This window comes from Streptomyces sp. NPDC090499 (assembly GCF_044769305.1).
Lineage (GTDB): Bacteria > Actinomycetota > Actinomycetes > Streptomycetales > Streptomycetaceae > Streptomyces.
The window spans coordinates 101,652-122,002 of record NZ_JBIVXP010000007.1 but is presented as its reverse complement, the minus strand read 5'-3'; the positions used below and the strand labels follow the sequence as shown (position 1 = coordinate 122,002).

Genomic DNA, 20,351 nt, shown 5'->3' with positions numbered 1-20,351 from the left:
GGGGCTGACCGCGTTCCACGGCCGTGACCGGCTACGGGCGCCGGATCGTGCCGTCCGCCGAGACACGGGCGGCGTGCGGGCCGAAGTCCTCCTCCGACATGGTGGAGACGAGGTCGATCGCATCGCCGCCCGGTTCCGGCGTACCGGGCGCCACGATCAGGGTCGGGCGCAGCCGCCCGGACAGGTAGGTGCCGTCGGCGCCGAGGGTGACCTGCAGCACTCCGCTGGTCGAGAGTGTGCCGCCGAGGCCGAGCACCTTGTAGCCGGAGAAGTTGCCCAGGCTGTAGGCGATCAGCCGGCCCTTGTAGAACTCCATTCCCCGCATCACGTGCGGGCCGCTGCCCACCACCAGGTCGGCACCGGCGTCGATCACCGCGCGGCTGAAGCGATAGCTGTCGCCGCGGTCCTCGCCGAGGAAGTACTCGGTGCCGGGTTCCACGTGGGTACGGTCCGGGCCCTCCGCGCCGGCGTGCATGACGACGATCACGATGTCCGCCATCGCCGCGGCGCGGGCGGTGAGTTGCCGTGCCGCGGGGATGTCCGTGAGGTCGTTCGCCCCCCGGTCGGGAGCGAACCCGAGCACCGCGACCCTGAGGCCGTGTACCCGCTGGACGGTGATCTGGCCCAGGCGGCCGGTGAACGGCAGATGCACCGAGCGCAGCGCGGCGAAGGTCTCGCGCCGCCCCTCCGCCCCGAAGTCGTCGATGTGGTTGTTCGCCGTGTTCAGGACCGTGAACCCGGCCTCCTTGAGCAGGCCGCCGTAGGACGGCGGGGCGTGGAACGCGAAGCAGTTCGGGCCGTCGATGTGGTCGCACTTGCTGTCACCGCCTGTGGCGAGCGTCCCCTCCAGGTTCCCGAGCACCACATCGCCGGTGAGCAGGTCGTCGACGGGTTCGAAGAACGAGGCGCCGTCGTCCGGCGGCAGGTCGTCCGGCAGCGACCCCATGACGATGTCTCCCACGGCCGCGATCCGCACGTTCCCGACCGGCCGCGGCGGCGCAGGCACCCCGGCCGGCGCCACGGCCCTGGTCGCCCGGATCTCCCCACGGGCACCCGGGACCGCGCCCTCACCACCGGCACCCACCGCGAACGCGAACACCGCACCGCCCACCACACCGCCCCCGACCAGGCCAACGACAACTCCCCGCCACCGACTCCCCGGCCCCCGCCACCGCCCACCGCGCCACCCAACGAACCTGATCATTCGCTCATATTACGAAGCGTGAACCATCTATCCACGGAGGGTCACCACCTGGCGTGTTTCCAGCCCTCCCCCCAAAAAGCCCCCGCCCTGCCGAGCAACCGCAGGTCGGGGACTTGCCGACCGAGGGGCTTACTTCCTCTCACCCCGGGCGTTGCCGCGGATCTGGATGCCCTGCGTCTTCGTCTTCGCTGCTCAGGGGCGGTGGGCTCGTGCACCTGGTGGTCGCCGTCGGTCGTCGTCGGCTGCTGTCGATCGGCTTCGGACGGCTCGGGGACGGCCCCGGGCTCCACCCTGATCTACTCTCCCCGGATGGACGATTCCCCCTGCTTCTGCCTCCTCTGCGCACCACCCGCAGATGGCCCGGCCTGGGATGAGCGAGACGGTCGAACAGCGCAGAGCGTCACCGACTTCGGTTGGCACGTCATGGGCGTTGGCGCCGGCGACGATGCACCCGCCGATTGGGCCTACTCCATCGGGCTGTGGCACACACTGCGCAGTCCGGAGGTCTGCGTCTTCGGCCTGCGGACGGACGTCGGGATGCCGGTGGTGAATGCGGCCGGAGACGGGATCCGAAACGGCCTCCCCCTGGAGCCGGACCAGCGCAGAGACGACGTCCTGAACGGCTACAACGTTGCTGTACGGCCCGTTCACCCCAGCTGGTACCAGGATTTCTTCGGCGCCGGCATCGACTTCTACCAAGCCCCGCCGCTGCCCGTCACTCAGCTGTTCTGGCCCGACAAGGCCGGACGCTTCCCTTGGGAAGACGGAGCGGACGACTACTGCCGCACGAGTCAACCGCTGCTCTGGATCCCGAAGTCCGACACCACCGGACCGTGGTCGCAGATCGCATGAATACCGGCCGTGATGCCCTCGGCGCCCCGTGCACCGAGGACACCACGTTCTGATCCGTAGCTCTGCAGAGATCGGTCGTTCAAGGTCATACAGGCTGCGAGACGGTTCGCAAGAGCCACTGTGAGGGTCTGCCAGTTGCTGGGGTTGCTGGGGTTGCTGCCGTACTTCGAGCACGTGCCGGGGGGCTGTAGTGGATGAGCGTATGTACGCGATCATGGAAACCATGAGGTCTGCGCAAGCGGACACGATGGTGCGCGCCGTCAAGAAGGCTGTCGAGGACGAGCCCGACATCTCCGGTCGTGAAGTCTTGGCCCTACTTGAACAATTGGCCAACGAGGCTCAAGAGGAAGCCACTGTGGCCATGGCGGAAAGTGAGCCCGATCGGGACACATGCGCTAAGTGTGGACAGGCTATCCAGACGGATTCGCGAGATCGGGAACGTTGGCTACACAGCTCTGACCGAAGCCGTGGCTACCGAGCAGCCACGTTCGACCCGGAGAACGGCTGGAACGACGACATCCCGAGGTCTTGGAAGGCTACCCCCCGTCGGCGTCGTTCCTGACGGCCATGTGAGGACATCTACGGCCGTCTTCTCCGTCGAAGACACAACGGACCCACGCCCTTCCCGGCTGCGGTGGCGGGACGCCGGTCCGAGCCCAGAGCCGCCTGCGTTCACGCTGGTACCTCGGCGGCTCTGGGGCTCCCCTTAACGGTCGTGAACGGGGCTGAATGAGAAAGAAGCTGAGACGGCCGAGCGGTCGCCTAGGGCCGGGTTCGCTCGTGGGGCAGGTCGCAGTCGTCATCCCGGAGGTGCAGTCCGTGGAGGTCTCGGACCAGGCTGACGGGGAAGGGATGGAGCTTCCACTTTGCGCGATAGCCGGCCTCACCGTGCTCCGTGAGTACGTTCTGGGCTGCGTCTAGAACGGCGTGGGAGAACGCATGGCGTGGGTGCGCCGACTGCCAAATCACCGTGCCGTCGGTGTCCGGTAGGTCGGGGCTCACCGCAACATCGGGGAACTTGTAGATGGTCACGCCGATGGCATCGTTGGCCGGGCGGAGCACCCAGCGGAGCTCCTGTGGCTCGGCGTCGAAGAAGAACCGCGTCGTGCTCCCCTGCTCGTACAACGCGCTTGTGGCTGCTACGAGATCCGCTAGCGCGTCGGTGCAGTAGCTGACCAGCAGTGAGGCCTGCTTGGCGTCATCGGCCAGGTGGCACTTCGCCCAACCGTGTCCCACAAGTTCCCACTTCAGCTGAAAAACGTCCGTCGACGCGTGATCCACCTGCACAGGGCCCAGGCTACCGACAGCGATCGGCCATGAGCCTGGCGGCCATGCTTGAAAGTACGCGTCTGTCCCCCATCAACGCTGACGTGATCGTTCGTCGTGGTTTCGAGCATCGCCGGTTCGTACGAAGGGCTGGACCGCGATGGCGGTCCAGGCGGCGTGACACGGAGCCTGGTCGGCGCGCGGAGATGCGGTGGGCGAGGGTCCCGGTGTCGATGCGCCTGGCACTTCGCTCTCGGGACGAGGTCGTAGGCTTCCGGAGATGATTGAGACCGTGGTGCTCGACGTGGGTGAGACCGTCACTCACGACGACAGGTATTGGGGGGCTTGGGCCGACTGGCTCGGAGTCCCGCGCCATACGCTGTCCGCGCTTGTCGGCGCCGTGGTCGCGCAGGGACGGGACAACGCCGATGCGCTGCGACTTGCCCGCCCTGGGATTGACGTCGGCGCTGAGTACCGGGCTCGGGAGGCGGCGGGACACGGTGAGGTGCTCGATGAGACGGATCTGTACGGCGATGTCCGTCCCGCCCTCGCTGAGCTCCGCCGACTCGGAGTACGTGTCGTCATCGCCGGGAATCAGACCTCGCGTGCCGGGGAACTGCTGCGCGGTCTCGATCTGCCCGCGGATCTGATCGTGACGTCGGGGGACTGGCGTGTGGCCAAGCCGCAGCCGGAGTTCTTCGAGCGGGTGCTGGAAGTGGCACAGGCCCGGCCGGAAGCGACGCTGTACGTCGGGGATCACCCGGCCAACGACATTTTCCCGGCGAAGGCTGCCGGTCTGCGTACAGCGCACCTTCGGCGTGGGCCCTGGGGGCATCTGTGGGCGGACGAACCGACGGTGGTGGCTGCGGCGGACTGGCGGATCGACTCGCTCGGTCAGCTCGCGTCGATCGTCGTCGGCTGAGGGTGGTACGACGGTCAGCGGACGGGCTCGTTGACCATTTTCCGCACGCAGTCCGTCCTGACGCCATTACGGTTCGCACGGACGGCCATGAACTGGAGCGCACATGCCCGCACTCCCCCACAACGGATTAGGCAGGCGTATCGCCTACTACCGAGGCGTCGTGCGCCCGAAGATGACGCAGAGCCAGCTCGCTGAAGCCGCGTGCGTCTCCATCGGTGCCATCCGCAAGATCGAGCGCGGTGAGCGTGGGGTCACCGATGCCACCCTTTCAGCCATCGCGGACGCTCTCGGCGTCGATCCTGGTCGTCTCCGATCCGATCGCGGGCCCACCCGCACTGCCGTTCGCGAAGGGCTACCCGCGCTGTCCGACGCGATCGCCGCCTACGACGTTCCCGACGACGGACCGGTCCGTCCTGTCCGAGAGCTTCACGCTGCCACTGCGGAGACTGTGCGATGGCGGCTGGCCGCTCAATACACGCGCATCGTGCGCAGGGTTCCCGACCTGCTCTGCGAACTGGCCCGTGCCTACTACCAGGCCGCCCCGCACGAACGGCCGCAGCCGGCCGCGCTCCTGGTCAGCGCCTACCGCTCGGCAGACGCCGTCGCCTACAAATACGGCGCCCGCGACCTGTCGGCCCGCCTGGTCGAACTCATGCGATGGGCTGTTGCCCAGGTCGATGACCCGCTGCTGGCCTCCTCCGTCGCCTACGTGCGGACGGAGACGTTCTTCGCCGCGCGTGCCCATGCGCCCGGACTGCGCGCCCTGGAATTGGCCTTGGACGCGATGCCCGCCCCTGACACGCCACTCCAGGCCGCTGTGCGAGGTGCGCTTCATATGCGGGCGGCGGTCATCGCCGGCCGTGGCCTTGATGCCTCGGCCGCGTGGGCTCATCTCAGCGATGCCCGTACGCTGGCCGACCGAGTCCCGGAGGGTGTCTTTTACGGCACGGCCTTCGGGCCCGACTCCGTCCGCATCCACGAGGTGTCGCTCGCCGTCAGCCTCGGAGACAACCATGTCGGCCGTGCTCTCGACATCGGCCGTTCCTGGGAACCCCCCGAGTGTCTCCCGGCCGAACGCCGCAGCGGCTTCTACATCGAACTCGCCCGCGCCCAGCTCTGGTCCGGGCGAGCGGACCACGCCTTCGAGTCGCTGAAGACCGCCCGCCGGATCGCCCCGCAGCACACCCGCGAACACCCCTGGGTCCGCGAAGACGCCGCAACACTGCGCCGGCTCAAACGCGCGGACTCCGAGAGCCTCACGAACTTCGCCGAATGGTGCGCAGCCACCTGACCAAACCGCTCGGAGTCCCCTCGAAGTACCCCACACCGGGGTACTTGTCCGCCTTGCCCACCCCCACCCTGTCCTCACATCCAGCAACCAACGGACGGACGGGATGCCATGCACGCCACAGCCACCACGGAACCCCAGACCAAGATGACCATGCACGTGTACCGGGTGAACCACGAAGGCACGGTCATCGAGGATCGTGGGACCGTGAGCGTCCGACACGGTGAGCAACCGGCGCCCGACACGCCATTGCCATCCTGTACGTGCCGAGACTGCCGGAACGGACAGGACGACCCGGGTCAGGAGACCGCACCCGGCACCGCCTCGATGCGCGTCGCAGCGACCTGGCTCCTTGACCAGCCGACGCCGCTGGGCCGCGAGACCGTGAAACTCTTCGGCCAGGACTTCCGCCGCTTCCTGTGGCGGCTGATCCCGCACATCGAACAGCTCACCAGCACCCTCTCCCAGGAGGACGCACCCGCGCAGGTCGCCCTGGCAGGAATCGGCGAAGCAAGGCTGCGACTCTCCGCGATCGAGGACACCGGCAGGCTTGGCGAGATCGAGGGAGTCAAACCGCTGGCCCGCTCCGTCCTCAGCCTGTGCGATCACCTCGACGCCCTCACCGGCATCACCCGCTGCCTCGTCTGCGACCGGCCGATCGAACACAGCCAGGCATGGATGCCGTACGACACGGTCAGCCCCGTGATCAGCTCAGGACCGGGCCGCGTCCACACCCAGTGCACGAGGACGGGCCACCACCGCTGATCCTGCGCCGTGGCTGACGGCGCAGGGGTCGAGTCAGGGGGGCAGGAGCAAGGACCCACCAAAAAGCCCCCGGACTGCTGAGAAGTCACAGGTCTGGGGCTTGCTGGTGCTCGGTTACCTGTTGTTCTTGCCCTGGGTCCGGGGGCCCGGTTTTTACCCCCGGTCAGTGGGCTGCTCGCCTCAACTGACCTGCGGTCGGGCCGTCGTTGTTGGTCGTTGTTGGTCGACCCCTGTCGCCCCCCTGTCGACCCTGGAGGGCCCAGAGAGGGTGATTTTGGCGGTGCGACAGCCGACGGCGAATGTGCCACCGCACGCAGTTGTACTCCGCTGTCGATATCAATTGCTGATGTCGGGAACCGGGCGTGGGCCTACGGGTTGATGCCGAAGAAAGAGGCGCCCAACGGTCCGTGACGGTGTGTTAGGTATCTGTCCCTCGCCGCGAGGGCGCGGGGTACACCGGGAATCCGTTCCGGTTGCAGGCTGGCAGGCACTGTAGGAGTGTGGTGGTGAAGGTTCTTTGGGGCCTCCGAATCGCTGACGAAAGCCCGGCGACTGGCTCCCAGCCCATTCACGGACGACCCCGCGAAAACTAGCGCTCTCTGAGCCGTGCCCTCAATTCCGGCATCCGGGTCGTTCCGCGTAGTAATGCGCATAAAACAACGAGCAGGTGATTTCCATGCCTACGCGCATGTCTCGCAGGAATCGTACTCTCGCGGCCATTACCCCGATCGTCACCGTGGTGCTGACTGGAGGGCTCCTGACTGCCCATCCCGCCTCGGCAGCGCCTCCGGTCGGGACGGTGTCCTTCAATGGCAAGGTGACCTGCAAAAACGCATTCCCGGCCCCCAACAATTCTGTACCCACCCGGGTATCGCTGGACAGTGGTGAGGACGACGCGTCGGGCCCCACCAACAACCCGACCAACCGCAGGGCGACGTTTGGCCCGATCAGCCTCGACGCGCCGTTGGACTCGTCATTCGCTCTCACGGTCGACGTCACATGCAAAGCACCAGGGAAAAGGGCTCAGACGTTCACCAGAGCAATCACGCAGGACAACCTCACCGAAGGTGACACAGCCGCGCTGAACATCAAGTAGGCGCACATCGCCCCGTCAGACCACCGGCCTGACGGGGCGTCTGCCGTGCCGAGCAGTCAAGCAACGTTGACGTCAAGTCGTCGCACTGTTTCCACTGGCCATGTCGGGATCCGGCCCCGCTTGAGTCGGCACTTCGACGCATGCGGCGTCATTCCCGCGCCCACCGTCAGGGCCCACACAGGCAAGAGGTCTTCCGGCAAGGCCAATTCACTCACCGACCCGACGGCAAGACCGTCCGAGTCAAGACCGAGCGCTACGGCACGGGCATGCGCTACCGGGTCCGCTGGTTCGCACCCGACAGCAAGCGCAAGGGGAAGTCCTTCCCCCACGGACAGAAGCGACTCGCCGAGCAGCGGCTGGCGCGCATCTCATGCCGAGTAGCCGGGACCGCGCCCGGAACGACATCGGGCGCGCGCTTCGACAGCAGGACCCGGGGCGCGGAGGGCCCACAGTGGGCCCAGGCCGTGAGAATGCCCCCGCGCTGCGCCGTTTGCGCAGGCCGGGGGCATGATCACCAAACCTACTTCTTCTTGCCCTGGTTCTTGACCGCCTCGATGGCCGCGGCTGCCGCGTCCGGGTCGAGGTACTGGCCGCCCGGGGTCACGGGCTTGAAGTCGGCGTCGAGTTCGTAGGCGAGGGGGATGCCCGTGGGGATGTTGAGGCCGGCGATGTCGGCGTCGGAGATGCCGTCGAGGTGCTTGACGAGGGCGCGCAGGCTGTTGCCGTGGGCGGCGACGAGGACCGTGCGGCCGGTCAGGAGGTCGGGGACGATGCCGTCGTACCAGTAGGGGAGCATGCGGACGACGACGTCCTTGAGGCACTCCGTGCGCGGGCGCAGCTCCGGGGGGATGGAGGCGTAGCGGGGGTCGGAGGCCTGGGAGAACTCCGAGTCGTCCGGGAGCGGCGGGGGCGGGGTGTCGTACGAGCGGCGCCAGAGCATGAACTGCTCCTCGCCGAACTCGGCCAGCGTCGCCGCCTTGTCCTTGCCCTGGAGGGCGCCGTAGTGGCGCTCGTTCAGGCGCCAGCTGCGGTGGACCGGGATCCAGTGGCGGTCGGCGGCTTCGAGGGCGAGCTGCGCCGTGCGGATCGCCCGCTTCTGGAGGGACGTGTGGACCACGTCGGGGAGCAGGTCGGCGTCCTTGAGGAGTTCACCGCCGCGGACTGCCTCCTTCTCGCCCTTCTCGTTGAGGTTGACGTCCACCCAGCCGGTGAACAGGTTCTTCGCGTTCCACTCGCTCTCGCCGTGGCGGAGGAGGATCAGCTTGTACGGTGCGTCGGCCATGGGACAGAGCGTAATCCACGGATTCGGGGCGGCGGCGGGCGGCCGCGGGGCGTCCCAGGGGGCGGACAGTTGACGGCATCTGTTAATTGACTGGCTCAGTCGAGCGGCCGGTAAGTAAGTTCCAGGAGCGGCCCGTGGCGCTTACAGGCGCCGCATTCGCATCCGCACCGCTCACGCCTGTCCTGGGGGAAACCATGCCGTCCGCCGCCCTGCGCCGCGCCGTCCGGGAGACCGTCTCCGGTCTGCCACGGGAGTTCTGGTGGCTGTGGACCAGCACCCTCGTCAACCGGCTGGGCGCCTTCGTGGCCACCTACATGGCCCTGTACCTGACCCTCGACCGGGGGTACAGCGCGTCGTACGCCGGGCTCGTCGCCTCCCTGAACGGGCTGGGCGGGGTGGTCTCGTCGCTGGGCGGCGGGGTGATGGCCGACCGGCTGGGGCGGCGGCCGACCCTGCTGGTCGCGCAGGGGTCCACCGCCGCGGCCGTCGCGCTGCTCGGGTTCGTACGGGACCCCGTCGCCATCGCCGCCGTCGCCTTCCTCGTCGGGCTGGCCTCCAACGCCTCCCGGCCGGCCGTGCAGGCGATGATGGCGGACATCGTCCGGCCCGAGGACCGGGTGCGGGCCTTCTCGCTCAACTACTGGGCGATCAACCTGGGCTTCGCCGTGTCGTCCATGGGGGCCGGGTTCATCGCCGAGGTGAGCTACCGCGCCGGGTTCCTGATCGAGGCCGGGATGACCGCTGTCTGTGCCGTCCTCGTCTTCCTCCGGCTGCCCGAGTCGCGGCCGCAGCGGGCAGCCGCAGAAGCCGCCGAGGAGAGCACGGTCAGCCTGCTGACCGTGGTGCGCGACGGGCGGTACATGGGCGTCGTCGGGCTGTCGTTCCTGGTCGCCCTGATCTTCCAGCAGGGGTCGGTCGGGCTGCCGGTGGCGATGGGCGAGGCCGGGTTCTCGCCCGCCGACTACGGCATGGCCATCGCCGTGAACGGGATCCTCATCGTGGTGCTGCAGATTCCGGTGACCCGGGTCATCCAGTACCGGGACCCGCGGTCCCTGCTCGTCGTCTCGTCCCTCCTCGCGGGGTACGGGTTCGGGCTCACCGCGTTCGCCGGGTCGGTCGGGGTGTTCGCGCTCACCGTGTGCGTGTGGACGCTCGCCGAGATCGTCAACGCGCCGACCCAGACCGGGCTGGTGGTGCAGCTCTCGCCGGTGCACGGCAGGGGCAGGTACCAGGGGATGTACACGCTGTCCTGGTCGGCCGCCGCGCTCATCGCGCCGCTGCTGTCCGGGGTCGTCATCGACCGGTTCGGGGCGCGGTGGCTGTGGGGGGTGTGCGCGGTCGTGGGGACGGCGGCGGCTCTCGGGTACGGGCTGCTGATGCGGCGGCTGCCTGTGGAGCGGCCGGTGGCCGCGGCCGAGGCGGGCGCGGAGGCGGAAGCGGAGGCGGACACGGGGGTGCGGGCGGCCTGAACGCGGGCGGGCCCCCTGCCGCCGAAGACCGAGGGCAGGGGGCCCGGCTGCCGGACGGCTCAGTCCGTGCAGCCCGGTACCCGGTTCACACTGCAGTTGGTCGGGATGTTGCCGACGACCTTCGAGTCCGTCACCGAGACCTGGTTGCTGCTGAAGACCCCGCCGGGTGCCACCGTCGAGGCGTTGTTGCGGACGGTGCTGTGGTCGAGGGTGACGGATCCGCCGTCGTTGGCGATCCCGCCGCCCACGGAGTTGCCGGGGCCGTTCGCGCTGTTGCGGAAGACGTCGGTGCTTTTGAGGGTGAGCCCGCCCGTGTTGTAGATGCCGCCGCCGCGACCCGACGTGCCGCCTACGACGTTGCCGCTGACCTCGGACTTCACCAGCTTCAGGGTCCCGTTGTTGGCGATCCCGCCGCCCCTGTTGCCCGTGTCGGTGTTGTTCGTGATCTTGCTGTCGTCGATCTCCATCGAACCGCTGCCGACGTAGACGCCGCCGCCGATCGTCACGTTACCGGCCGCGGTGTTGCGCCGGATCACACTCGTGGCAACGAAGGTGGTGCCCCCGACCTGAGCGATCCCGCCGCCGGCGGTCCGGGCGTGGTTGCGGGCGAACTCGGAGTTCTCGGTGTACACGGACCCCGCGGTGTAGAGGCCACCGCCCATGTCCGCGTTGTTGAACGCCACGTAGCTGCTCCTGATGCGTGCCCAGGCGTTCGACGCCACCGCGATGCCGCCGCCGTTCCCCGTAGCGGTGTTGTCGAGCACATCGACCTTCGCCAGCGTGAGCCGGCCGCCGCTGGTGACGCGGATCCCAGCGCCGTCTCCGCTGGTGACGAGTCCGCCACGAACGGTGAGATCCTGCAGCCGCAAGTCGCCGCCCGAACTGACATCGAAAATCCGGAACGCCACGGTATTCGCACCGTCACGGACGATCGTCGCACCGTTGCCCCTGATCGTTAGGTCCTTGGCGATGGCCGGCAGAGCCATGCTCAGGTGGTAGGTGCAGTCACGGCGGAGATCGAGGGTCTCGCCGTTGCGCGCGTAGTTGATGGCAAAGGCCAGCGCGGCCCCGCTGCACGGGACGGTGTCCGGATCCGCCGCACTCGCCGGTCCGCCCGTCAGCCCCGTGACCATCGCCGCCGCGACCGCGGCCACACTGCAGAATCTGATGTATCGCATGACTGTCACATGCGACATTTGACCCCGACCGCAACAATTACGATGATCAGATCACCCTGTCACCCAACGGGATTCCTCCCATCGGCCGACAGGGCGGGTCACGGATGCATCCGCGCCCCCTTCAGCACCTTGTCCACGGCGTTCCGCGGCCCGTGCACCGCGAGCCCCACCAGGTCCAGCTCCGCCGTGGGCACGGCACGGACCGCCGCCCGGTTGTCGCGGTCGTTGCCGGTCGAGAACAGGTCCGCGGTGAAGACGGCCCGGGGCAGGGCGCGGCCCAGCGCCCGCTCGTGCGCGGCCTTCAGGGTCTCCTTCGCGCCCTCGAAGACCAGCACCGGCTGCCGGAACATCGGCAGATAGGCGACGCCGTCGGCGTCCTCGTAGGGCTCCCCGACCACCTCGGGGAGCGTCGCGCCCAGGCCGCTGACCAGGAACGCGGTCACGTTCAGCCGCTGCCAGGGCTCCAGGTCGTCCCGCAGCAGCACGGCGATCTTCGTGTCGAAACGGACGGCGTCCGTACGCGGAGTGCTCATACCCCGAGACTGCCGAGCCTCGTACGCCCCCGTCTTGTACGTTCTTTGCATGGCCGCCCGGCAGTCCGGCACACAGGAAGTAGCCGCCTGGCGCCCCGGCGTCCCGGGCGTCACCGAGGTCTTCCACGCCCGTTTCACCGAGTACGCGTACCCGATGCACGTCCACGACGCCTGGACGCTGCTCATCGTGGACGACGGCGCCGTGCGGTACGACCTCGAACGCCACCAGCACGGCACCCCGGCCGACACCGTGACCCTGCTGCCGCCGCACGTCCCGCACAACGGCTCCCCCGCCACCGCGGACGGCTTCCGCAAGCGCGTGGTCTACCTGGACGAGAGCATCCTCGGGGAGGGCCTGATCGGGCCGGCCGTCGACGGGCCCGACCTGCGCGACCCCCTGCTGCGGCGGCGGGTCGGCCAGCTGCACTCCGTTCTCGTCCGCCCCGGCGACGAACTGGAGGCCGAGAGCCGGCTCACCCTCATCGGCGAGCGGCTGCGGGGCCTGCTCCGCCCCCGGCCCGTGACCCCGGGCCCCCCTGACCCGGTCCTCGCCCGCACCCTGCGCGAACTCCTCGACGAGCGGGTCGCCGAAGGGCTCGGCCTGGACGAGGCGGCCCGGCTGCTGCACGCCCACCCCGCCCACCTGGTGCGGGCGTTCAGCGGCGCGTACGGCATCGCCCCGCACCAGTACCTGACGTCCCGCCGGGTCGGCCGGGCCCGCCGGCTGCTGCTCGACGGCGTACCGCCCGGCGAGACGGCCACCGCCGCCGGCTTCTACGACCAGGCCCATCTCACCCGGCACTTCAAGCGGCTGGTCGGGGTGACCCCCGGGCACTACCGGAGCGGCAGCGCGCGCTGAGCCTCGTACAGGTTCCGCGGCCGTACCGCGTCCCAGGTGCCGTACAGCTCCAGGCGGGAGTGCAGGTCGCCGGTGAAGTCCGGTACGTCGGTCTGGTCGAACTCGGTGACCTCGTTGAGGCCGACCGTCGCGGAGTACGGGGCCAGGCCGTCCAGGCGCATCAGGCCCGCGCGGCCGTTGGTCACTCGAACGTTCCAGTGGGTGAAGCGGGCGCCGAAGAGCGGTCCCGCGTTGGCGTCGCCGCCGTGCCGGCCGTTGTTGTCCACGGTGATGTCGGTGCGGACGTTGGCGAACGGCAGGCCGCGGTGGGAGTCGAAGGTGCCCATCTGCATCTCGCCGCGCGACCACACGTTGTACGAGGACAGGCCCTCGACGTTGATGCCGTGCAGCTGGGTGTCGGCGGGGGCGGGGACCGTGCGCTGCTCGACGGTGAAGTCCTCGATCAGGTTGTCGTGGGAGCCCTCGCGGCAGAAGTAGGGGTGGTGCTCGCCCCGGCCGCCGACCCGGGTGCGGCGCAGGGTGCAGGCGGAGGCGGCGACCAGGCCGAAGCCGTTGTCGACGTTGCGGACGGTGACGTCGTCCACCCAGCAGTCGTACGCGCACTGCAGGACGACCCCGTTGTAGCCCTTGTCGAGCAGGTGCGGGGACTGCGGGGTCTGCATGACGTCGAGGGTGAGGCCCTCGACGCCGGAGCCGGTCAGCTCCCGGACGTGGGTGGTGAACTGCGGGTTCCACTCGGGGCGCAGGTCCAGCGGCAGCGGGCGTTCCAGCGTCACCCGGCGGCCGCGCACCGCCGTGACCCGGACGGGCCACTCGTAGGGGACGTAGGACAGCAGTTTGGTCTTGTCCTCCCAGTAGTACGACGCCGGTCCCGGGCCGTCGCCGGACATGTGCTGGAGGAGGGTGTGGGCGGTGTCGTCGGCGATCCGGAGCAGGACCAGGCGGCCGGGGCGGAGGCGGGAGGGGTCGGCGACGGTGACCGTCCGGTCGCCCTGCCGGGCGGGTCCGACGGGCGTCAGCTGCTCCCACTCGTCGCGCTTGTTGCCCGTCCAGCCCTCGAACGGCCATGCCTGGGCCTTGATCGCGGCGACCAGGGAGTCCCAACGGGGCTTCGGCGCAAGCCAGATGAGCCCGCCCGCCCAGGACCACGCCGACTTCGTACCGCCGTAGCGGGAGCCGTACGGGCCGATCAGCTCGGTGAGGTTCTTCGTCGCGTACAGGGTGGTACGGCCGCTGCCGGCGCCGCGCAGCACCACGTTGTCGTAACCGACCAGGATCAGGCCGTCGATGCGGAAGGTGCCGGGCGGGATGGTGACCGTGCCACCGCCGGCCCTGGCGGCAGCGGCGATGGCACGGTTGATCGCGGGGGCGCAGTCGGTGACGCCGTCGGCGACGGCCCCGTACGCGCGGACGTCGGCGACGACGGGGAGGCGGCGGATGCGGGTCGCTCCGGCCCGGCCCACGTAGGGGATCTGCGGGTGGGTGAAGGGGGTGCGCCGGAACTCCCGCCAGAGGGAGGGGACCTGGCCGTCGGAGGCGTGGGCCGTGCCGCCCGCCACGGCGGCCGCGGCCACCGCCGTGGCGCCGGCGAGCAGGGTCCGTCTGGTCATACCGGCGGCCATACCTGCGGTCATACCTGCGCTCACGCCGTGGTGCGTGGTGCCCATGCCGTACGTCCTTCCCATGGCGGCTTTCATGGTTGTGAACGACGTTCATATTTGCGTCGGCCGTGAGCATGCCATGGCGGCCCTGCACGTCGAAAGACTTGTGCGGGTCTTAATCAGGTACGGACCTGAAGTCAGTCAGCGGGACGCTCGATCAGGTGCGTGAACGCGTCCAGGTTCCGCGTCGACTCGCCCCGGGACACCCGCCACGCGTACTCCTTGCGGATCGCGGCGGCGAAGCCCAGCTCCAGGAGGGTGTTGAAGGCGCCGTCCGCGGCCTCCAGGACCTGGCCGAGCAGCCGGTCGAGGTCGGGGGCGGTGACGGAGGAGAGCGGGAGGCGGGCGGTGACGTAGACGTCGCCGAGCCGGTCGACGGCGTAACTCACACCGTACAGCTTGAGGTTGCGCTCCAGGAGCCAGCGGTGGACGGCCGGTTCGTTCTCGTCCGGGTGCCGGATGACGAAGGCGTTCAGGGAGAGGGAGTGGCGGCCGGCGATGAGGGAGACGGTCGTCTTCAGCTTGCGGGTGCCGGGGAGCTGCACGACGTAGGTGCCGGACTCGGGGCTCTCCCACTCCAGTTCGGCGTCCTTCAGGAAACCCTCGATGACCTGCCCGGCCTGCCGTTCCTGTGCACCATCACCCATGGGCCGAGCGTACGCGACGGCGGTGGGACTGGGCCGCGGCCAGGTAGACGTCGGCGGTGGCGGCGGCCGCGGTGTCCCAGCCGAAGGACTGGGCGTGCCGGGCGGCGGCGCTGCCGAAACGGTCCGCCAGAGTGGCGTCGTCGGCGAACCGGCGCAGCACGCGCGCGTAGTCGGCGGGATCGTGACCGCGCACCAGGAAACCGGTCTCGCCGTCCCGTACGGCCACCGGCAGCCCGCCGACCGAGGCCGCGAGGACGGGCGTCCCCGCCGCCTGCGCCTCTATCGCCACCAGGCCGAAGGACTCGCTGTAGGAGGGCATGACCAGGACGGAGGCCGCCCGGAACCAGTCCGCGAGCTGCTCCTGGCCCACCGGCGGGCGGAACCGGACGACGTCCGCGATACCGAGCCGCGCGGCCAGCTTCTGCAGGCCCTCCGGCTTGGCGAGACCGCTGCCGCTGGGGCCGCCGACGATCGGTACGACGATCCGGGAGCGGAGTTCGGGGCGCTCGTCGAGGAGCACGGCCACGGCGCGGAGCAGCACGTCGGGGGCCTTGAGGGGCTGGATGCGGCCCGCGAAGAGCGGGATCAGGGCGTCCTGCGGGAGGTCCAGGCGGGCGCGGGCCGCCCTGCGTCCGTCCGCCGGGCGGAACCGGTCGAGGTTAACGCCGGGGTGGACGACGGCGACCTCGGCGGGGTCGGCGCTGTAGTGCCGGACCAGTTCGCCGGCCTCCTCGGCGGTGTTCGCGATGAGGCGGTCGGCCGCGGCGACGATCTGGGTCTCGCCGATGACCCGGGCGGCGGGCTCGGGGGTGTCGCCGTCGGCGAGGCTGGCGTTCTTGACCTTGGCCATGGTGTGCATGGCGTGCACCAGGGGGACGCCCCAGCGCTGGGCGGCGAGCCAGCCGACGTGCCCGGAGAGCCAGTAGTGCGAGTGGACGAGGTCGTAGTGGCCGGGGCGGTGGCCGGCCCAGGCCTGCATCACGCCGTGCGTGAAGGCGCACAGCTGGGCCGGGAGGTCCTCCTTGGCGAGGCCCTCGTACGGTCCCGCGTCGACGTGCCGGACGAGGACGCCGGGGGCTAGCTCGACGGTGGGCGGGAGGCCGCCGGAGGTGGCCCGGGTGAAGATCTCGACCTCGATGTCGATCGCGGCGAGGCGCTGCGCGAGCTCGACGATGTAGACGTTCATGCCGCCGGCGTCGCCGGTGCCGGGCTGGTGGAGCGGTGAGGTGTGCACGGAGAGCATGGCGACGCGGCGCGGCCGGCGGGCCCGGCGGAGCCGGGAGGCAGCCGACGGGGAGCGGCGCCCGAGCCTGCTGACGTACTGGCTCACGTGGCGGTCCTCTCTCGGTGCGGGCATGCCGGTGGGAGGGCATCGAGTGCCCTCCAACGGGGTGCAACGCGGAGGGGGGGATTCCCATTCCGGGGGTGGTTGATTTTGCCGACACATTGCCTCTGGTCGCTCAACCGTTCGAGGGTGGGATGCGTAGGGGTGGTGCGGTTGTGAGCTCGGGTGCGGGTGGGTGGGGGCTTGTCGCGCAGTTCCCCGCGCCCCTTTGGGGCGCTTTACTCTCGTAGGCATGACAGCCCGCGCCGCCTCCCTCCCCCACTCTCGGCTTCGCTCGAGCGGGGGGACCCCCATCGTGGGAACGGTGACGCGCGGGACCACCAACCCCAACCGCCTGCGGCGGATGGACCGGTGGATCGCCGCCGCGCACGGTGGTGCGCTGCGGCGGGCCGTCGACCCCGTCGCCGTCGACCTCGGTTACGGGGCCGCGCCCTGGACCGCGGTCGAACTGCTCGGCCGGCTGCGTACCGTCGCGCCACGCGCGCGTGTCGTCGGGGTGGAGATCGAGCCCGCGCGGGTCGCCGCGGCCCGGCCGTACGAGCGTGAGGGGCTCGCCTTCCGGCACGGGGGGTTCGAGATCCCGGTATCCGGGCGGCCGTTGCTCGTCCGCGCGGCCAACGTGCTGCGGCAGTACGACGAGGGCGAGGTCGCCGAGGTGTGGCGGCGGCTGTGCGGGCGGCTGGCGCCGGACGGGCTGCTGGTCGAGGGGACCTGCGACGAGATCGGGCGGCGGCACGTGTGGGTCGCGCTCGGGGCGGAGGGGCCGCGGACGGTGACCTTCGCGACCCGGCTCGGGTCCCTGGAACGCCCGTCCGACCTCGCCGAACGGCTGCCGAAGGCGCTCATCCACCGCAACGTGCCGGGCGAGCCGGTGCACGCGTTCCTGCGGGACTTCGACCGCGCGTGGGCGGCAGCCGCACCCTACGCGTCGTACGGCGCACGGCAGCGGTGGATCCGGGCGGTGCGGGACCTGACGGCCGACTGGCCGGTGACGGACTCGGCGGCGCGCTGGCGGCAGGGCGAAGTGACGGTGACGTGGGGAGCGTTGGCGCCGAGGGCCTGATGGGGCGAGCTGGGAACGATCTCGGTGAGTCGTTCGTCACAAAGGCGGGGAGATCGTCATGCTCGGGGGGAAACCGGGGAGGAACCCACCTGCCGTTACCTCTGTCACTTTGCGGCATGCCGTGGCACGATCCTCCACGTGTCATAAGTTACTGACGGTTAATCAGTTTTTTGGAGGAGGTCGGGCCATGGGACCGGACAAGCACACCGTCCGGCCGGGCGGGCGCGGGATCCTGGCGACGGCGGTGACGGTGGTCTGCGCGGTGACGGTGCTCGCGGCACCCGGCACGGCGTTCGCGGCACCCGGACCGACACCCGCCCCCGGCGCCTCGTCCTCCGCCGACGGCTCCACTTCCGCCTCGGTGACCGTCCCGCCGGACAAGGACCTCGAGGCCGTCCAGGCGAAGCTGGACAAGCTCTACCACGACGCGGCCGTCGCCACCGACGCGTACAACGCCGCCGAGGAGGCGGCCCGGAAGCAGTCCGCCGAGATCGTCGGCCTGGCCAAGAAGATCGTCGAGGGGCAGCAGAAGCTGGACGGGCTGAAGGAGCGGGCGGGCCGGGCGGCCGCCGCCCAGTACCGCACCGGCGGACTGCCGGACTCCGCCAAGCTGATGCTGAGCGACAACCCCTCCGAGTTCCTGGACGGGGCCGGGCGGGTGCTCCAGGGCGAGCGGGCGACCAAGGCCCTGATCAGGGAAGTGACCCAGACCCAGCAGGACTTGAAGCAGTACGCGGCGGACGCGGCCGACCAGTGGAACAGACTGGAGGCCGGCCGCAAGGCGAAGGCCGCCGCCAAGAAGAAGATCACCCAGCGGATCGCCGCCGCCGAGAAGCTCGAGTCGACGCTGGAGAAGAAGCAGAAGGAGCGTCTCGCCGAGCTGGAGCGGGAGTCGGCCTACCAGGCGCAGACGGCATGGCTGGACACCGGGATACTCGACGAGATCCACAGCAAGGCGTCCGCGGCGGGGAAGAAGGCGGTCGCGTTCGCCACCGCCCAGCTCGGCAAGCCCTACGTGTGGGGCGCCGAGGGCCCGGACTCGTACGACTGCTCCGGGCTGACCTCGCAGGCCTGGGCGAGCGCCGGGAAGCCGATCCCGCGCACCTCCGAGGAGCAGTGGAAGCAGCTCAGGCACGTCGACGTGAAGGACATGCGCCCCGGCGACCTGATCATCTACTTCGGCGACGCCAGCCATGTCGCGATGTACGTCGGGGACGGCGCGATCATCCAGGCCCCGCGCCCGGGGCGGACGGTGTCGATCGGCGGCGCGGGGGCGATGCCGATCCTCGGGGTGGTACGACCGGATGCCTGAGTATCGCCGGGCACTTTAGGCGTGATGCCCCTTTCGTGAGCTGTGCCATGTGACGCGCCGCACCGCAACACCCGCCCAAACTCGGGCGGCACGTGACCTTCGTCATCCCTGCCCGGCGGCCCTCTTGTCCAACTGCGGTACGGCACGCGGCATATGACTCTGGCCTGAGACAGGGCGACGCGGCTCACACCATTCCGTTGCGGCGGCCAGTACCGCTATGGTCCCCGTCGGGTGGGTCGAGGTCCCTCGCCCCGCCATGCCCTCGGGGGGAGGGAAGGAACCCAACACGATGCCCGTACCCGTACCGCGGCAGAGAGCGATACCGGCCGTGGAGAGTGGTCAGGCGCCGGCCGCCGCGCCCGCACAGGGCGGCGGCCCCCTCAAGGAAGAGGCCAACCGCGCGGAAGCCGCCACCCCGAACACCGGCGGCACCACTCTCACCCTGCTGCTGATCGAGGACGATCCGGCCGGCTCGCCCGTCCTGCCCGAGTTGCGGGACGCGTCCGGCACCTCGATCCGCGTCCGCACCGCCCGCAACCTCACCGAGGCCGAGCGGCTGCTGACCGACGACGTCCACTGCATCCTGCTGGACCTGGCGCTGCCGGCGCCGGGCGGCAAGGAGACGGAGGGCGAGCTCGCCGTGCTCAAGCACGTCCTGGAGCTCGCGCCCCGGCACGCCGTGCTGGCCCTCACCGCCTCCGGTGACGCCGAGCGCGGTACCGAGGCCGTGCGCGTCGGCGCGCAGGACTACCTCTTCCGGGACGAACTGGACGGACGGCTGCTGAGCCGCGCCATCCGGTACGCCGTCGAGCGCAAACGTTCCCTCACCACCGAGCGCAAGCTCGCGGAGGGGCGGCTGCGCGCCCAGGAGAACCGCCGCCTGGAGCGGGGCCTGCTGCCGACCCCGCTACTGGACGGCTCCTCACTGCGCTTCGCGGCCCGGTACCGGCCCGGCCGCTCCCGTGCGCTGCTCGGGGGCGACTTCTACGACACCGTGCGCACGCCCGACGGGACCGTGCACGCGATGATCGGTGACGTGTGCGGGCACGGCCCGGACGAGGCCGCGCTCGGCGTGGAGCTGCGGATCGCCTGGCGGGCGCTGACCCTGGCGGGACTGTGCGGCGACGAGCTGCTGTCCACACTGCAGGAGGTGCTGGAGCACGAGCGCTCCGACGAGGAGATCTTCGCGACGCTCTGCACCGTCGACATAGCGCCGGACGGGCGCCGGGCGGGGCTGTGCCTGGCCGGGCATCCGGCACCGCTGGTCGCCCGGCCGGGGCGCCCGGCCGAGCTGCTGCCGTACGAGAAGAACGGCCCGGCGCTGGGGCTGCTGAAGGGCGCGCGGTGGCCGCGGATGCAGGTGGAGCTGGGCGCCGAGTGGAGCCTGATGCTCTACACCGACGGTCTGATCGAGGGCCGGGTGGGCTCGGGCGGGGAGCGGCTGGGGCAGGACGGGATGGTCGAGATGGTCCGCCGCCAGCTGGCCTCCGGTCTGAGCGGGGAGGCGTTGCTGCGGGCGGCCGTCAATGAGGTGCGGCAGCTCAACGGGGGCGAGCTGACGGATGACGTGGCCGTGGTGCTGCTGGATCGGGGGGTTTGAGCGGCTGCT

The 20,351-nt window shown here is 70.1% G+C and carries 18 protein-coding genes and 1 pseudogene; 11 read left to right on the top strand and 8 right to left on the bottom strand.

What is annotated here, in order from left to right:
- Positions 1–31 precede the first annotated feature (31 nt).
- On the bottom strand, positions 32–961 hold the full coding sequence (locus ACIQVL_RS25855; protein WP_403426484.1) for a CapA family protein: 930 nt from the start codon (positions 959–961) through the stop codon (positions 32–34).
- 552 nt (positions 962–1,513) lie between these two features.
- On the opposite strand from ACIQVL_RS25855, the gene ACIQVL_RS25850 reads away from it, so the two are divergent.
- Complete coding sequence (locus tag ACIQVL_RS25850; protein WP_403476458.1) at positions 1,514–2,056, top strand: DUF4262 domain-containing protein; 543 nt, start codon at positions 1,514–1,516, stop codon at positions 2,054–2,056.
- 762 nt (positions 2,057–2,818) lie between these two features.
- Here the strand turns inward: ACIQVL_RS25850 and ACIQVL_RS25845 are convergent.
- Entirely contained in the window at positions 2,819–3,343 is a 525-nt protein-coding gene (locus tag ACIQVL_RS25845) for a hypothetical protein (RefSeq protein WP_403476457.1), read from the bottom strand.
- 259 nt (positions 3,344–3,602) lie between these two features.
- Between ACIQVL_RS25845 and ACIQVL_RS25840 the strand changes: the two genes are divergently transcribed.
- From ACIQVL_RS25840 to ACIQVL_RS25820, 5 genes and pseudogenes are all read left to right on the top strand, one after another.
- Positions 3,603–4,244 carry an HAD family hydrolase gene (locus tag ACIQVL_RS25840; protein WP_403426478.1) on the top strand — a complete coding sequence of 214 codons (642 nt, stop codon included), beginning with the start codon at positions 3,603–3,605 and terminating at the stop codon, positions 4,242–4,244.
- A gap of 103 nt (positions 4,245–4,347) precedes the next feature.
- Positions 4,348–5,535 (top strand): helix-turn-helix domain-containing protein, encoded by a 1,188-nt coding sequence (locus tag ACIQVL_RS25835; protein WP_403476456.1) that lies wholly within the window; start codon positions 4,348–4,350, stop codon positions 5,533–5,535.
- 324 nt (positions 5,536–5,859) lie between these two features.
- Entirely contained in the window at positions 5,860–6,297 is a 438-nt protein-coding gene (locus ACIQVL_RS25830) for a DUF6415 family natural product biosynthesis protein (RefSeq protein WP_403426475.1), read from the top strand.
- Between the two features lie 676 nt (positions 6,298–6,973).
- A complete protein-coding gene (locus ACIQVL_RS25825) occupies positions 6,974–7,393 on the top strand; it encodes a hypothetical protein (RefSeq protein ID WP_403426473.1) in 420 nt (139 codons plus the stop codon).
- Positions 7,394–7,611: 218 nt separating this feature from the next.
- Positions 7,612–7,776, top strand: a pseudogene (locus tag ACIQVL_RS25820) (site-specific integrase); the annotation flags it as partial.
- 137 nt (positions 7,777–7,913) lie between these two features.
- On the opposite strand, the gene ACIQVL_RS25815 reads toward ACIQVL_RS25820, so the two are convergent.
- Positions 7,914–8,675, bottom strand: a complete 762-nt coding sequence (locus ACIQVL_RS25815; RefSeq protein WP_403426470.1) for a phosphoglyceromutase — start codon at positions 8,673–8,675, stop codon at positions 7,914–7,916.
- 194 nt (positions 8,676–8,869) lie between these two features.
- Between ACIQVL_RS25815 and ACIQVL_RS25810 the strand changes: the two genes are divergently transcribed.
- Positions 8,870–10,144: an MDR family MFS transporter gene (locus tag ACIQVL_RS25810; protein ID WP_403476455.1), complete on the top strand. Its 1,275-nt coding sequence runs from the start codon at positions 8,870–8,872 to the stop codon at positions 10,142–10,144.
- A 59-nt stretch (positions 10,145–10,203) separates the two neighbouring features.
- Here the strand turns inward: ACIQVL_RS25810 and ACIQVL_RS25805 are convergent, their stop codons facing one another.
- The gene (locus tag ACIQVL_RS25805; RefSeq protein ID WP_403426466.1) at positions 10,204–11,322 is read right to left on the bottom strand and encodes a hypothetical protein; all 1,119 of its coding nucleotides are present in this window, start codon (positions 11,320–11,322) and stop codon (positions 10,204–10,206) included.
- 98 nt (positions 11,323–11,420) lie between these two features.
- Entirely contained in the window at positions 11,421–11,906 is a 486-nt protein-coding gene (locus ACIQVL_RS25800) for a DUF2000 family protein (protein ID WP_403426465.1), read from the bottom strand.
- On the opposite strand from ACIQVL_RS25800, the gene ACIQVL_RS25795 reads away from it, so the two are divergent.
- Complete coding sequence (locus tag ACIQVL_RS25795) at positions 11,905–12,714, top strand: AraC family transcriptional regulator (RefSeq protein ID WP_403476454.1); 810 nt, start codon at positions 11,905–11,907, stop codon at positions 12,712–12,714. The genes ACIQVL_RS25800 and ACIQVL_RS25795 overlap by 2 nt on opposite strands.
- Here ACIQVL_RS25795 and ACIQVL_RS25790 read toward each other — a convergent pair.
- The 3 genes from ACIQVL_RS25790 to mshA all read right to left on the bottom strand — a co-directional run bounded on the left by ACIQVL_RS25790 (position 12,690) and on the right by mshA (position 16,352).
- Positions 12,690–14,324: a glycosyl hydrolase family 28-related protein gene (locus tag ACIQVL_RS25790; RefSeq protein WP_403476453.1), complete on the bottom strand. Its 1,635-nt coding sequence runs from the start codon at positions 14,322–14,324 to the stop codon at positions 12,690–12,692. The genes ACIQVL_RS25795 and ACIQVL_RS25790 overlap by 25 nt on opposite strands.
- 188 nt (positions 14,325–14,512) lie before the next feature.
- Positions 14,513–15,022, bottom strand: coding sequence for a YbjN domain-containing protein (locus tag ACIQVL_RS25785; protein WP_403476452.1), 510 nt, complete (start codon positions 15,020–15,022; stop codon positions 14,513–14,515).
- Positions 15,015–16,352: a D-inositol-3-phosphate glycosyltransferase gene (gene mshA, locus ACIQVL_RS25780; protein WP_403426459.1), complete on the bottom strand. Its 1,338-nt coding sequence runs from the start codon at positions 16,350–16,352 to the stop codon at positions 15,015–15,017. The genes ACIQVL_RS25785 and mshA overlap by 8 nt, the downstream gene beginning before the upstream one ends.
- 310 nt (positions 16,353–16,662) lie before the next feature.
- Between mshA and ACIQVL_RS25775 the strand changes: the two genes are divergently transcribed.
- From ACIQVL_RS25775 to ACIQVL_RS25765, 3 genes are all read left to right on the top strand, one after another.
- Positions 16,663–17,430 (top strand): class I SAM-dependent methyltransferase, encoded by a 768-nt coding sequence (locus tag ACIQVL_RS25775; RefSeq protein ID WP_403426457.1) that lies wholly within the window; start codon positions 16,663–16,665, stop codon positions 17,428–17,430.
- 187 nt (positions 17,431–17,617) lie between these two features.
- Positions 17,618–18,742: an NlpC/P60 family protein gene (locus tag ACIQVL_RS25770; RefSeq protein ID WP_403426456.1), complete on the top strand. Its 1,125-nt coding sequence runs from the start codon at positions 17,618–17,620 to the stop codon at positions 18,740–18,742.
- A gap of 289 nt (positions 18,743–19,031) precedes the next feature.
- A complete protein-coding gene (locus tag ACIQVL_RS25765; protein ID WP_403426454.1) occupies positions 19,032–20,342 on the top strand; it encodes a PP2C family protein-serine/threonine phosphatase in 1,311 nt (436 codons plus the stop codon).
- Positions 20,343–20,351 lie beyond the last annotated feature (9 nt).

Bases quoted from the DNA above. Each gene is read 5' to 3' on its own strand.
- ACIQVL_RS25795 (WP_403476454.1), top strand. From the start codon at position 11,905: ATGGCCGCCCGGCAGTCCGGCACACAGGAAGTAGCCGCCTGGCGCCCC.
- ACIQVL_RS25765 (WP_403426454.1), top strand. From the start codon at position 19,032: ATGCCCGTACCCGTACCGCGGCAGAGAGCGATACCGGCCGTGGAGAGT.
- ACIQVL_RS25815 (WP_403426470.1), bottom strand. From the start codon at position 8,675: ATGGCCGACGCACCGTACAAGCTGATCCTCCTCCGCCACGGCGAGAGC.
- ACIQVL_RS25790 (WP_403476453.1), bottom strand. From the start codon at position 14,324: ATGACCAGACGGACCCTGCTCGCCGGCGCCACGGCGGTGGCCGCGGCC.
- ACIQVL_RS25835 (WP_403476456.1), top strand. From the start codon at position 4,348: ATGCCCGCACTCCCCCACAACGGATTAGGCAGGCGTATCGCCTACTAC.
- ACIQVL_RS25805 (WP_403426466.1), bottom strand. From the start codon at position 11,322: ATGCGATACATCAGATTCTGCAGTGTGGCCGCGGTCGCGGCGGCGATG.
- ACIQVL_RS25840 (WP_403426478.1), top strand. From the start codon at position 3,603: ATGATTGAGACCGTGGTGCTCGACGTGGGTGAGACCGTCACTCACGAC.
- ACIQVL_RS25830 (WP_403426475.1), top strand. From the start codon at position 5,860: ATGCGCGTCGCAGCGACCTGGCTCCTTGACCAGCCGACGCCGCTGGGC.
- ACIQVL_RS25800 (WP_403426465.1), bottom strand. From the start codon at position 11,906: ATGCAAAGAACGTACAAGACGGGGGCGTACGAGGCTCGGCAGTCTCGG.
- ACIQVL_RS25810 (WP_403476455.1), top strand. From the start codon at position 8,870: ATGCCGTCCGCCGCCCTGCGCCGCGCCGTCCGGGAGACCGTCTCCGGT.
- ACIQVL_RS25850 (WP_403476458.1), top strand. From the start codon at position 1,514: ATGGACGATTCCCCCTGCTTCTGCCTCCTCTGCGCACCACCCGCAGAT.
- ACIQVL_RS25785 (WP_403476452.1), bottom strand. From the start codon at position 15,022: ATGGGTGATGGTGCACAGGAACGGCAGGCCGGGCAGGTCATCGAGGGT.
- ACIQVL_RS25770 (WP_403426456.1), top strand. From the start codon at position 17,618: ATGGGACCGGACAAGCACACCGTCCGGCCGGGCGGGCGCGGGATCCTG.
- ACIQVL_RS25825 (WP_403426473.1), top strand. From the start codon at position 6,974: ATGCCTACGCGCATGTCTCGCAGGAATCGTACTCTCGCGGCCATTACC.